General features: G+C 66.3%; 11 protein-coding genes and 1 tRNA gene. 5 read left to right on the forward strand and 7 right to left on the reverse strand.

Going from position 1 to position 13256, the window contains the following annotated elements; genetic code table 11:
- Nucleotides 1-100: 100 nt before the first annotated feature.
- Nucleotides 101-985 (forward strand): oxidoreductase, encoded by an 885-nt coding sequence (locus NV1_RS38195; protein ID WP_218027344.1) that lies wholly within the window; start codon nt 101-103, stop codon nt 983-985.
- 3 nt (nt 986-988) lie between these two features.
- On the opposite strand, the gene NV1_RS38200 is transcribed toward NV1_RS38195, so the two are convergent.
- The 4 genes from NV1_RS38200 to NV1_RS38215 form a co-directional block, all read right to left on the reverse strand.
- Complete coding sequence (locus NV1_RS38200) at nt 989-1996, reverse strand: LLM class flavin-dependent oxidoreductase (RefSeq protein WP_067903296.1); 1008 nt, start codon at nt 1994-1996, stop codon at nt 989-991.
- 3 nt (nt 1997-1999) lie between these two features.
- A complete protein-coding gene (locus NV1_RS38205) occupies nt 2000-3460 on the reverse strand; it encodes an MFS transporter (RefSeq protein WP_169813516.1) in 1461 nt (486 codons plus the stop codon).
- A complete protein-coding gene (locus NV1_RS38210; RefSeq protein ID WP_067903302.1) occupies nt 3460-4599 on the reverse strand; it encodes an acyl-CoA dehydrogenase family protein in 1140 nt (379 codons plus the stop codon). Before NV1_RS38210 ends, NV1_RS38205 begins: the two co-directional genes overlap by 1 nt.
- A 268-nt stretch (nt 4600-4867) precedes the next feature.
- Nucleotides 4868-6103, reverse strand: coding sequence for a PucR family transcriptional regulator (locus NV1_RS38215; protein ID WP_067903305.1), 1236 nt, complete (start codon nt 6101-6103; stop codon nt 4868-4870).
- A gap of 162 nt (nt 6104-6265) precedes the next feature.
- Between NV1_RS38215 and NV1_RS38220 the strand changes: the two genes are divergently transcribed.
- The 4 genes from NV1_RS38220 to NV1_RS38240 all read left to right on the forward strand — a co-directional run bounded on the left by NV1_RS38220 (nt 6266) and on the right by NV1_RS38240 (nt 11943).
- Nucleotides 6266-7720, forward strand: coding sequence for a class I adenylate-forming enzyme family protein (locus tag NV1_RS38220; RefSeq protein ID WP_067903308.1), 1455 nt, complete (start codon nt 6266-6268; stop codon nt 7718-7720).
- Between the two features lie 100 nt (nt 7721-7820).
- Complete coding sequence (locus NV1_RS38225) at nt 7821-9638, forward strand: DUF3556 domain-containing protein (RefSeq protein ID WP_067903311.1); 1818 nt, start codon at nt 7821-7823, stop codon at nt 9636-9638.
- Between the two features lie 41 nt (nt 9639-9679).
- Nucleotides 9680-11095: a phytoene desaturase family protein gene (locus tag NV1_RS38230; RefSeq protein WP_067903314.1), complete on the forward strand. Its 1416-nt coding sequence runs from the start codon at nt 9680-9682 to the stop codon at nt 11093-11095.
- 772 nt (nt 11096-11867) lie between these two features.
- Nucleotides 11868-11943, forward strand: a tRNA-Thr gene (locus tag NV1_RS38240).
- Here NV1_RS38240 and NV1_RS47145 read toward each other — a convergent pair.
- The 3 genes from NV1_RS47145 to NV1_RS45325 form a co-directional block, all read right to left on the reverse strand.
- Nucleotides 11896-12663: a tyrosine-type recombinase/integrase gene (locus NV1_RS47145; RefSeq protein ID WP_084526513.1), complete on the reverse strand. Its 768-nt coding sequence runs from the start codon at nt 12661-12663 to the stop codon at nt 11896-11898. The genes NV1_RS38240 and NV1_RS47145 overlap by 48 nt on opposite strands.
- A complete protein-coding gene (locus NV1_RS38250; RefSeq protein ID WP_067903323.1) occupies nt 12600-12917 on the reverse strand; it encodes a DUF6968 family protein in 318 nt (105 codons plus the stop codon). Before NV1_RS38250 ends, NV1_RS47145 begins: the two co-directional genes overlap by 64 nt.
- The coding region (locus NV1_RS45325; protein WP_218027345.1) for a hypothetical protein at nt 12914-13256 on the reverse strand (343 nt) is incomplete at its 5' end. The genes NV1_RS38250 and NV1_RS45325, both read right to left, overlap by 4 nt.

Raw genomic sequence — 13256 nt, forward strand, 5'->3', positions numbered from 1 at the left:
CGGGTTGCCTAGTCTCGTCAGGGGATCTGCCGAGACACAAGGGTCTGCTCGGTCGGTTGTGCAAGGCGGCCCGGACTACTCCAGGGAGATGATGTTGTCGATGAATCCAACCGTCGCAGTTGTGGGGCCGGGAGCGATCGGCACGACCGTGGCGGCAGCGCTGCACGAGGTCGGCCGCACGCCGAGTATTTGTGGCCGGACCGCGCGTGAACGACTCGAGCTGCGGGTAGCAGAAGGAGACATCGTCGTGCCGGGGCCGGTGCGGATCGACCCGGCGCAGGTCGACGTCGCTGTTGATCTCGTCTTCCTCGCCGTCAAGTCGACGCAGGTCGAGGCGGCAGCACCGTGGTTGAAGGCATTGTGCGGTGCAGACACCGTCGTCTGTGTTCTGCAGAACGGCGTCGAGCAGGAAACGATCGTCGCGCCGTACGTCTCCGGCGCCCGGGTCATCCCCTCGGTCGTGTGGTTCCCCGCTCAGTCGCAGCCCGACGGTTCGGTGTGGTTGCGCGGCGAAGCGCAGCTCACCTTGCCGGATACCGCGGCGTCGCATGTGGTGCTCGAGGCGCTGCGCGGCACTCGCTGCTCAATCGACCTGGCGGCGGACTTCAAGTCCGTGGCGTGGCGCAAGCTGCTGCAGAACGCGGTCGCCGGATTGATGGTTCTCACGGGCCGTCGCTCCGGGATGTTCGCCAGGGCCGATATCGCCGAACTGTCCCTTGCCTATCTGCGGGAGTGCCTGCGGGTCGCCCGAGCCGAGGGCGCGACACTGAGCGATGAGGTGCCGCAGGAGATCGCCGACGGCTTCCGGGGTTATCCGGCCGATATGGGCACCTCCATCCTCGCCGACCGAGAAGCCGGCCGGCCGCTGGAATGGGACACCCGCAACGGTGTCGTACTGCGCCGCGGGCGGGCTCACGGCATCCCGACGGCGATCAGCGATCTGGTGGTGCCGTTGCTCGCCGCCGCGAGCGATGGGCCGGGCTGATTTCTACTCTGTCGATGGCGTCGCCGAACGCAGTGCCGGAATGACCGAACGGCCCAGTTCGGCCAGTGCGGCAAGAGGATCCGGGCCCAGGGGTGGGCCGAAGGAAATGTGTCTGGCACCCAGTTGGTGCAGCTCGAGACACCCCTCGATCACCTCCTCGGGTGATCCGACGACGGCCAGGCGCATCATGCGGTCGTCGACGAATTTCACGGCCTTTCCGAAATCCCCTGCGCGAGCGTATCTTCCGGCCTCATGGAAGTCGTCGGGTCGCAGACCCGCGGGGGCCAGATGTTCCGGGGAGAAGGACTGGCCGTAGTAGGCGAGTTTCTCGGCAAGTGCCCGGCGCGCCGCGTCACGTTCTCCGACCGATACCCATATGCATGCCGGTAGATCGAATGCGGCAGTGTCGCGGTCGGCGTCGCGCAGGCCACTGTGGATATCGGCGCTGATCCTGCCGAACAGGTCCGGACAGGGCAGCAGGGGCAGTGCCCCGTCGGCGATCCGACCGGCCAGTCGGCGCATCTGCGGTCCCGTCGCGCCGATATATACGGGCACCGGACTCGTCGGGGGGAAACGGAGCGAGGACGAACCGCCCCACCAATCCGGCAGATCGTCCTCGGATATGTCGGTGTGGCCCAGCAGGGCGCGCAAGGCCGTCACCGATTGCCGCACCGTCGTCATCGGCCGCCGTCGTTCGAGTCCGGCCCAGCCGAGAAAGTCGGTCGCCCCCGCGCCCACTCCGATGGCGAACCTGCCGCCGGAGACTTCCTGGGCGGTCGCCGCGACCATCGCGATCTCGGTGGTGTGCACCGTGTACGGATTCATGATGCCGATGCCGAGGTGGATGCGTTCGGTACCCGCGGCCAGCGCGCCCATCAGTACGGGCGCGGAACGCAGCAGCAGATCGTGCGACACCCAGATCTGGTCCACCCCTGCCGCTTCGGCCGCCGAAACCAGTTGCAGGAGTTGGTCGTAGGGCAAGTCGTTGTTGACGCGAATCGAGATCTTCACTTCTCACCTGCTCGTTGTGGAGGTCGCGGGCTCGCCACCGAACCGGCCGTGGAATCCGGCATTTCCTGTCCGCCGGATGAGGTATGCGGCCAGCACACAGCCCAGTGCGGCAATGATCAACGCGCGAGACGAGCCGGCCGCCGACGGAGCAGTCGCCGCCCCGGCCACACCGAGCACGGCGACGCCGATCACGCTGCCGACCTGGCGGGACACCGTCAGCAGAGCCGATGCCGCCCCGGCGCGTCCGGTGGACGCGATGCGCAGCATGTCCGCTGTCGCCGAGGCGATCGCGACGTCGACGCCGAGACCTACGAAGAACGACGACCCGGCCGTCAGTTCCAGCGTATGGGTCCCTATGCCGGTCGCCATGGTGAGCAATCCGCCCGCGATCACCAGCAATCCGGCGAGCATGGCAGTGCGGTACGAAGATCGTTTGCCGATCCAACTACCGCACGGTGAGCCGAACACCGCCCCGATTGCCTCCACCGTGATCACGAAACTGGTTCGCAGCGGCGAGAATCCCTCGACCCGCTGGAGAAATCCGGCTGTCAGGAACAGCTGTCCGTAGAAACCGAAGTTGACCACGAACGCTACTGTCGCGGCCGCGCGGGCGTCCGGGCGCCGCAACAGTGACAGCTGTAGCGCGGGGCGGGGGTATCGGCGTTCGACCGCGATGAAACCCACGGCGAGCACCAGTCCGACCGCCATGAGCACCGGACCCATGACCGGATCAGTACTCGGTTGCGCGGCTCCCCACTCGATCACCCCTGCCACGAAGGCCGTCAGGGCGGCCAGAAATACGCCTTGGCTCAACAGGTTCAGCCGGTTGTGCACGGTCGGCGCCTCGCGCAGGCACAGTCTGGACAGCGCGAGCGTGAGGACGGCGACGGTCAGATTCGCCCAGAACAAACTCCGCCAGCCGAGGGCGGAGACGAGCGCGCCGCTGAATACCAACCCCGCAACCGCGGCGGCGCTCCCGGCCGTCGTCCAGATGACCACCGCGCGTGCCCGGCGGCCGTCGTCGACGTAGCCGGATTTGATCAACGCCAGGGAGCCGGGCATCACGGCCGCCGCACCGATCCCCTGCAGCGCCCGGCCGATGATGAGCAGTCCGGCCGAGTCGGCCACCGCGCACAACGCCGAACCCGCGGCGATCAGCACGGTTCCGCTCAGGTACACCCGCCGGGCACCCCACCGGTCGGCGAGCGAGCCGCCGACCAGCAGCAACGCCGTGAAGGCCAGCATGTAGGCGTCCACGATCCAGAGTGCGGCCTCGGCGCCGATACCGAGTTGCCGCTGCATCCGCGGCAGCCCCACCGTGACGATGGTGTTGTCGAAGGTCACCAGGGAGAAGCCGAGGCACAGCGCGAACAGTGTCCAGCTGGACGGTTCGCGACGTCGCGGTGAGGCGGCGGACGGGGGTGCGGGGACGCGCACCGCTGGAGCAGACCCGTACCGCACCATCACAGGTCCTTGGCCGCCGTGGAGGTGAGGTGATGCGCGCCGACGAGCTGCCGTCCGCGGGCCGCGACCAGGGCGTGACGGGAGATCACCACGGTGTCGCGCCAGCATCCCTCGAGCCCGTTGCGTCGGTGGATCGCCGCGGAGCCACCGGCGTCGAACAGATCGCGGCACGCCTGCTCCGCGGTGTCGACCATCTGACAGCAGGCCGAGCGCAGCAGCGCCACCTGATCGATGGGAACCTCGCCGACCTGGGCGCTGGCCCAGGCGAGTGTCGTCGCGCTGTCGAGTAACGCCGCCGCGGCCTGCACGCGTCCGTGCGCTCGGGCGTACGCCGCCTGCGCGATCGGTTGTTCGGCCAGCGGTCCGGCTCCGTAGCGCGTGCGGGTGGTGGCGGCCAGGTTCGTGAAAGCGGCGAGTGCGCGGTCGGCGGTCGCCCGCGCGACCTCCGCGATGCACCCGGCCAACAGGCCGTAGAGCGGGTATCGGAACATCGGGGTGTCGATGTTCGGCGGCGCGGTCAGATCGATGCTGTGTCCGGCCGGCAGCTCCGTGTCGCAGCTGAGGGTGTACGACGCGCTACCGCGTAAACCCAGTGCATCCCAGTCCTTTTCGATGACCAACGCCGACGGCGGGACCAGCCACCAGCGGGTGCCCGGGTTTGCGTCGGGTTCCGTCGCGGGAGCTGCGAGCGCTGCCAGGGTCATCGACGGCGCGCCGGTGACCAGCGGCCAGCGTCCCCGCAGCCGCACCCTCGTCCCGTGCCGGACGGTGGTGCCGACAGGTATCGAGGAACCGCCGACCACCAGGTTACGGTCGGCGAAATCGCCTGCGACAGAAGGGGATAGCCGAGACAGGAATGCCCCGGCCGGGCCGTTGATCGCGGCCACCCACCCGGCGGCGGGATCGGCGACGGAGACCGCGTGGACCGCCTCCAGAAGCTGCGGCACCGACCAGTCGAGGCCGCCGAACTGCTTCGGCAACGCGGCGCGCGGCAGTGCGGAATCCTCCAACTCCTGCCACACCTTCGGATGCAGCGTCCCGTATTTGTCCCCGAAATCTCGGTGTGCCCGCGCGGCGCGGGAAAGTTCTCGCACCGCTACGGCCCCGGCATCGGCGGGAGGTGTGCTGAATGTCGTCATCCGCTCTCCATCGCGAAAACATCCGTGCTACCTGGGCGGCAGCGCTCGATTTTGCTTCCCGGCCGCTTTAATATGTCATATTTCAGCGGTACATACCACAGAATGATGTGTCATAGTTTTATGGAGTATTCCCAGTGTGAGCGAGTGCCGCCCGAGGTCATGCTTCCTGGGCTGATGCGTGGCGAGGGCATGGCCGAACGCGGCCCCGGGCACAACCGACATGGCACTGTCGGTGCACGGGAATCCGCCATGCCGAGGGTGATGCCGATTACGACCGGTTCGGGATGTTGTGCAGGTGGAGCTGGGCGCACAGGCGCAGCGCGACTTCGAGTTCGAGCCGGTTTTCGGTGACGGCGTGGCCGAGGATCTCTTCGGCTTTGCGGACGCGGTAGTGGATGGTGTTCTTGTGGACGTGCATCCGGGCGGCGGCGTCGGTGAAGCTGCCGCTGGTGGCGAGGAAGGTTTGGACCGTTTCGCGCAGTCGTGCGGTGGTGTCGTCGTCGTGTATGAGTCCCCCGAGTACGCGCCGGGCCCATTCGGTTGCGTCGGGCAGTTTGTCGATCAGCAAGGCTGCCAAAGTGATTCGGTGGTATTCCGTGAGCTGTCGGGTTGGGTCCGCGGTGGCGAGTGCGACCGCGCGTGCGAGCTGGGCGTCGCGGAAGGTCCGGCGGAAACCGTGAAGTCCGGTGGCAGGCTCGCCGACCGCCACGCGCAGGGTCGGGCTCTTGCGTAACTCGTGGTCGAGGAGAGCGGGGTCGAGGGAAGGTTTGCCGGCGGAGGAGATCCACGCCCAGCGGGTGTGGTCATCGACGGTGACCGTCAGCGGCGGTTTCCCCGTCGCCGCGGCCAGGGTGGTGATGCCGGCTCGCAGCGCCGCGGCGTCGAGGGTTTCCGGTGGCGTCCACAGGACCGCGGCGAGATGCCACCCACGCAGCGAGGTGCCCAGCATTTGTTCGGCGGAGGCTAGGTCGAGGTTGTCGGTGTCGAGCACGATGCGCAACTGGGCGGCGCGGGTGGCGTCGGAGCGTGCGTCCCAGCGTCGGCGCTCGGCTTCATAGATATCGATGATTCCCTCGATGATCTGGTCGATGTAGCTGTTGGTCAGCAGGGCGATCCGGCTGGTGGTGGCCAGTGCCGTGTCGGCGGGCCGGTCGAGATCCTGGAGGGTGGTCATGGCTCGTTGCAGGAACATGTGCTCACCGAGTCGGTAGGCGCGCAGCAGCGCCTCCAGCGACATGTCGTGCTGGGCGAAGCGGCGGGCGTATTCGGCGGCGGCGGGCGGCACGGTGATGTCGTTGAGAGAGATATTGAGCGAGAGCATGTCGATGATGGCGATCAGGTTCGACGCGGTGCTGGCGACCATGAGGCGGCGGATCTCGTCGTCGTGCCGGAACTCGGGGATGACCTCGACGAACATCGAGGTCATCTCGGTGGTCAGCAGGTTCAGTTCCGCCTTGATCGCGCCCGCGACATCTCGCACGATCGGGTCCACGTCGACGCCCATGCCCGGACAGTAGCCCGTTCCCATCGGTTCGGAGGCCGGTTTGTGCCGGCAGTACAAAAGGGTTGAAATTTTCTGTGACACCGGCCCGTACCTCGAGGGGAATATGGTGCCTACGGTTTTATCTGTAATCCCTGTCACATCACTACTCGATGGTGAGGAATCGTGCAGCACCTCGCTGAATTACCCGATTTTCGGGCATCGCTGAATCCGGCCGGACCGTGTATCGCGGACGATCGCGAAAGGCTCGACAACCAGAATTTCGCACATCGTGTCCGAGCCGCTGTCGCGGTGCTGCAGGGCAGAGGCGTTGCCGCTGGCGATGTCGTTGCGGTGGTATTGCCGAATTGCGTGGAATTGGTGGTGATCCTGTTTGCCGCGTGGCGGCTCGGTGCTGCGGTCACGCCGATCAATCCGGAATCGACCGACGGCGAAGCGCGTTATCAGATAGCCGATTCCGGAGCGAAGGTGGTGATCGCCGCCGGCGGTCGCGCGTTGGGAACCCTGGATGTCGCGACGGTGGCGGGCCCGCAGGCCGAATCGTCCCCGGCGCAGGTGGTGGCGTGCACCCCGGCCGCCGGTGAGCCGGCTTTGATCATCTACACCAGCGGGACGACCGGCCGGCCGAAAGGGGTGGTACTCGGCCACGGCAACGTCGCCGCGATGTGCCGGATGATCATCGACGCTCTCCGGCTCGGCGAGACCGAGCACAGCTTGCTGATCCTGCCGTTGTTCCATGTCAACGGGATCGTCGTGAGCGTATTGGCGCCGCTGCTGGCCGGTGGTCGCGCGACGCTCGCGAGCCGATTCTCGGCCTCGACGTTCTTCGATGTGATCGAGCGGGTACGGCCGACGTATTTCTCGGCAGTGCCGTCGATCTACGCCATGCTCGTGTCCCAACCGCTGGACCTGCGGCCGGACACCTCGTCGCTGCGCCGGGTGATCTGCGGGGCGGCGCCGATGCCGGCCGAGCTGATTTCGCGGTTCGAGACCCGGTTCGGGGTGCCGGTCGTGGAGGGCTACGGCCTGTCCGAGGGCACCTGTGCCTCGACCCTCAATCCGCCGGACGGGCTGCGCAAACCCGGCACCGTCGGGCGCCCGCTGCCTGGGCAGACGGTCGCGCTGATGGACCTGGACGGAAACCTGGTCGCCGACGGGTCACCCGGGGAGGTGGTGGTGCGCGGACCCAACGTCATGCTGGGCTATCTCGGTCGGCCCGAGGACACCGCCCGCACCCTCGTCGACGGCTGGTTGCACACCGGTGACGTGGGCCGGTTCGACGCCGACGGGTATCTGGTCCTGGTCGATCGGATCAAGGACATGATCATTCGCGGGGGTGAGAACATCTACCCCAAGGAGATCGAGAACGTCCTGCACGCACACCCCGCCGTGCTGGAGGCCGCAGTGGTGGGCGCGCCCGATCCGGTGCTCGGGGAGGTTCCGGTCGCCCATGTGGTGCCGGCTGCCCCGGTAACCGTGCCGGAACTGATGGCGCACTGCCGTGATTCGCTGGCCCGCATCAAGATGCCGGTGTCGATCTTTCTCACCGAATCGCTACCCCGGAATCCGGTGGGAAAGATCGATAAAAGACAACTGCGCACGGTCGCGGTGACCCCGTAGCCGATCACAATCTGGCTGCCATTCCGAAAAAAACTGCCAACCCCGGGATTTCCGGTTCGGTTCGTCCTGCCCGAAATTCGTCTCATGAAAGGTGTGAACAATGGGGTTCAAAGAGGCGGATTTCCCGCCGGTCGATCTGGAAACGTTTCTCGATGAACCGCTCATGGAGCGGATGAAGGCACTGGCGCTGCATTGGGTGGAATACGGATTCGGCACGCCGAAGATGATCCACACCATCTACATGGTCAAGGTGATGCTGCTCTACGTCGTCGGCGGCATCGCCCTGGTCACGTGGACCTCGAGAGTGGGTCCGTTCTGGGCGGTGGCGCATTGGTGGAATCAGCCGGTCATCTACCAGAAGCTGATCCTGTGGACGGTGCTGCTGGAAGCGATCGGTATCGCGGGTTCCTGGGGGCCGATCGCCGGCAAGTTCAAGCCGATGATCGGCGGCATCCTGTTCTACGCCCGGCCCGGCACCATCCGGTTACGGCCCTGGAAGCGGGTGCCGTTCACTGATGGTGACCGCCGCACCGCGGTCGATGCGCTGCTCTATCTGGCATTCCTGGTGAGTCTGGTCGTGCCGATCGTGCTGCCCGGCACGCTCAGTGCGTCGCTGACCGCGGCGCTGCCGGACAATACGTCCGGACTGGTCTCTCCTGCCTTGCTGATCGCGCCGATCGTGCTGTATGTGCTGTGCGGGTTGCGGGACAAGACCATCTTCCTCGCGGCGCGCGGTGAACAGTATCTCCCGGCGCTGGTGTTCTTCGCGGTGTTGCCGTTCACCGACATGATCATCGCCGCGAAGCTGCTGATCGTGGTGGTGTGGGTCGGTGCGGGGGTGTCGAAGTTCGGCCGCCACTTCACGAATGTGGTGTCGGCGATGGTCTCCAACAACCCGTTCGTGGTCTTCCCGGGCGTCAAGCGGCTGTACTACCGGGATTTCCCGCGCGACATCCGGCCGTCCGGGCTGGCCTCGCTGACCGCGCACGCTGGTGGTTCCCTGGTCGAGATCGCCGTGCCGCTGGTGCTGTTGTTCTCTGCCGATCGCTGGGTCACCCTGGCCGCGGTGGCGCTCATGGTGGTCTTCCATCTGACGATCATCTCGATGTTCGCGCTCGCGGTGCCGCAGGAGTGGAACGTCATCTTCGGTTATCTGACGGTGTTCCTGTTCCTCGGTTTTCCGGCCGGGAACGGCTATGCCGTGTGGAACATGTCCTCGCCGCTGCTGCTCGCCGGAATCATTGTGGCGCTGGTGTTCTTCCCGATCCTGGGGAACCTGCGCCCGGATCTGGTCTCGTTCCTGCCTTCGATGCGCCAGTACGCCGGCAACTGGGCCTCGGCGCTGTGGGCGTTCGCGCCGGGTGCCGAGGCAAAGCTGAACACGCTGCCGCACCGCCCGACCGAGAACCAGATCGATCAGCTGCACGCGATGGGCTATCCGCCGGCGGTCGCCGAGATCACCATGCAACAGACCATCGCGTGGCGATCCATGCATTCACAGGGCCGCGGGCTGTTCTCGTTGCTGCTGAAGAACATCCCCGATATCGACCGCTGGACGATCAGGGAGGCCGAGTTCGGGTGTAACTCGGTCATCGGATTCAACTTCGGCGACGGTCACCTGCACAGCCTGGATCTGATCAATGCCGTGCAGGCCCGGGTCGGGTTCGACCCGGGTGAATGGATCGTGGTGTGGGTGGAATCGCAGCCGATCCACCGGGACACTCAGGAGTACATGGTGGTGGATGCCGCGCTCGGCGTGCTCGAACGCGGCACGTGGCGGGTCCGCGACGCGGTCGAGGCGATGCCGTGGCTGCCCGACGGCCCGATTCCGCACCAGGTCACCTGGCGCCGCGAGGACGCGTTCCGGGCACTGTTCGACAAGCCCGAGCCCGAGCCCGAGCCCGAGATGGCCTCGTAACAGGCTGTGCTGCACCGGTTCCGGGCGGGAGTAGGAGATCAATGAGTACCGCGATCGTGGTCGGCGCCGGCCCCAACGGGCTCGCGGCCGCCATCACCCTGGCGCAGGCGGGCATGGAAGTGACCGTGCTCGAGGCCGCCGACCGCATCGGTGGCGGCACCCGCTCAGGCGAGGCGATCCTGCCCGGACTGCTGCACGACCACTGCTCGGCCATCCACCCTATGGCGATCGGATCACCGTTTCTGCAGAGCCTGAACCTGGATCGCTACGGGTTGCGGTGGGCGTGGCCGGAGATCGACTGCGCTCACCCGCTCGACGACGGCACCGCCGCGGTGCTGCACCGTTCAGTTGCCGACACCGCTGCCGCCCTCGGTGTCGACGGCCGGGCATGGCGGTTGCTGTTCGCCCGGTCCGTCGCCGCCTACGACCGTTTCGGAGCGGACGTGATGCGGCCGCTGCTGCGCCTGCCCCGGCATCCGATCTCGCTGGCCCGCTTCGGAATTCCCGCGCTGGCGCCCGCATCGCTGCTGGCGGAGATGTTCCGGACAGCACAGGCGAGGGCGTTGTTCGGTGGCGTGGCCGCGCATGCCTTTCATCCGCTGCACCGGCCGCTGAGCGCCAGCATCGGCCTGGGCATCCTCACCGCCGGCCATCGATACGGATGGGCGGTTGCCGAGGGCGGCTCGCAGCGCATCACCGACGCACTGGCCGCGCTGCTGGCCGATCTCGGCGGCACGATCGAAACAGGGGTGGCAGTGCGGTCGGCCGCGGACCTGCCACCAGCGGATGTGACGATGTGGGACCTCGCGCCCACCGCCGTCGTGACCATTCTCGGCGACCGGCTACCGGCCCGAATTATGAAGGCCTACCGGAGATTCCGGTATGGACCGGGAGCGTTCAAGGTCGACTTCGCGGTCCAGGGCGGGGTGCCCTGGAGCACTGCCGCCGCACACCGGGCCGGCACCGTGCATCTCGGTGGGACCTTCGCCGAGATCGCTGCCGCCGAACGTGACGTCCATGCCGGGCGGATGCCGGAGCGCCCGTTCGTCCTGGTCGGTCAGCAGTACCTCGCCGATCCCGGTAGATCGGTCGGCGATGTGCATCCGGTCTGGACGTACGCTCATGTTCCGCACGGCTATCCGGGCGACGCCACCGAGGCGATCATCGCCCAGATCGAGCGCTTCGCTCCCGGCTTCCGGGACCGCATTGTCGGCCGGAGCGTCCGCACCACCGCAGAATTCTCCGCCTACAACCCGAATTACGTCGGCGGCGACATCATGACCGGCGCCAAAGACATCCCTCAGCTGATCTTCGGTCCGCGAAAAACCTTGCAACCCTATGACATCGGTATCCCGGGCCACTACCTGTGCTCGGCAGCCACGCCGCCGGGGCCGGGCGCCCACGGCATGTGCGGCGCCAACGCCGCCGAACGCGCCCTGCGCCGTCTGCATGGCTGAGCCGCGGACCGCACCGCCCTCCGGCTGCCCGAAAATCGCCGAAACTCACAATCATGACGCCGAGCCACCCGCACGATGATCCACCAATTCGACGGATGTTTCACCGAAATCCGTTGTACGGCTTCGCATTCTCGAATGCTTGTATTATTGCTTTCCGCCACTGCCATGGGTAATTCGCGAATACTTCCTTGTCATCCAAGGCGTCTTCGGCGCGCCCGGCGGTTGCCGGGTCGTCCAGTAGTCGTCGGAGGGCGGGCACGACTCGCGCTTCAGAAAGCTGACGCGCCCGGCCTCCTGCGACACGGCGATGAGACTGACGAAGGTCGTCCGGGGAGTATCCGGCCTCGACGTGGTCGACTGCCTCGCGCATCACATGGGCGATATCGGACTCAACGAGGGTGATGGCTTCATCGTCGGGCCACGTGCCCAGTTACCCGCCGCAAAGCAGTGCGGATTTACTGCCGTGGGAACGGCGACACACCTGTGGCACCCGTCGATGCTGTACGTCGGCCGCCAGTCAGGCGTTGAACAGCTGTTCTAGCAGTGTTGATACCAGAGCGGTGGGGTGCGCCGCACCGCCTCGGCTCAGTTTGTAGAGCGCTTCACCTCCAGCGAAAGGTCGTTGTTCGAGCCTCTCGATGCTCGATTTCGCGGGTTTGCATCCTACCGAGACCGACCGGACATAGCCGCTTGGTCCGCCGATCACGCCGCGTTGACCTGCAGTTTTCGTGATCCATGCCGTAGACGATAGACTCGCCTGGCCGAAAGGTACGCCGCCTTAGCTCAGTCGGTAGAGCGCTTCACTCGTAATGAAAAGGTCGGGGGTTCGATTCCCCCAGGCGGCTCCATTCTCCCTGGTAGAGCCTGATTTGGGAGTCGATGATATCGACCCCTGACGCCCGGACTTCCAACAAAGTCCCAACTAATTCCGTCCACGTCCAGGTCAGCGCTCTCCACTGACGGCGCGCTCCAGTGCATCGGCGGCAGCCTTGTGCGCCCTTCCTCGCCATATAGCGCCGTTGCGTCATGGCCGGGTCGACATGCATCAGGACGTCGGCTGTCACGCGCGCAGAAAGTCCCGCATCGTCCAGAATGGTCGCGACCGCACCACGGAAGCTGTGCGCCGTCACATCGTCGAGGATGCCGAGGGCATCGCGTACCCGCTGCCACTCGTGACCGACGTTCTGAGGATCACGCAGGGTCCACATGGCCGAGGGGAACACCAGGTTCAGAACTTTCGCCTTGGGATCAGGCGGGGACTTCAGCCGGCGCGCGGCCAAGGCAACTTTGCGGCCCTTCAGCATCTCCACGGCGAAATCCGGGAGAGCGATCACGCCCTTGCGGTTCTTCGGGTCATCGTCTTTCTCGACCCGCACCAAGCCCTCGCCCTTCACCCGGACCACCTTTCCGCTGGTCTGCAAGGTCCCGCGTTCCAGGTCGATGTCCGACCAGAGCAGGCCGAGAATCTGGCTGCGGCGCAGTCCAGTTGCGGCCAGCAGAGTCCTCAGCCGAGCGTGATTTTCAAGCCTGGGTCGCCGCCGTCGAATGTCACTGCCGCGCCGGTCGATTGAAGCATTGCGTCCAGGATCATCATCCCGTTCTGAAGCGCCTGCATCGAATCGACTCCGGCCATAGACCCGGTGATCGGCTCGTCACCGATGCCGGTGATCCGGTACGGGCATACCCAGCCGAGCGCATGCAGCCGGGGCGCGGCCAGATCCACGAGCACCGGTGCGCCGGTGGCTTTCAGGTTCAGCTCACGTCGTGCGATCGGCTCTCCGAACTCGCCGTAGTTGCTCAGGCTCAATTCGTCAGCGGTCATTGCCGAACCCTAACCCCGGGCACCGGCGGGCCGGAAGCCAGATTCAGATGCTTACCCGCGAGGCAATCCGAGTACCACTGCGCGGCCTCCCGATGGCACTGAGCTGCCCGCCGGGAGTCGTCGTGATACGTCTCGCTGCACTTCGATGCCATCTGCTGGTATTGCTGATCACACCACTCTTTCACCGGCCCCGGCACCCCGTCGTGCGACGTCTGCACTCTGACCGGACACTGTTGCGCCGCAACGGCATCCGCCGACCAGGCCATCCCGCCCACAGCGTGCGCCGGACCGGTGTCGACCGTAAGCGCTGGGCTCAGCCCCACCAGCACAGCAGCTAAT

Source organism: Nocardia vaccinii NBRC 15922 (assembly GCF_001613305.1).
GTDB lineage: Bacteria > Actinomycetota > Actinomycetes > Mycobacteriales > Mycobacteriaceae > Nocardia > Nocardia vaccinii.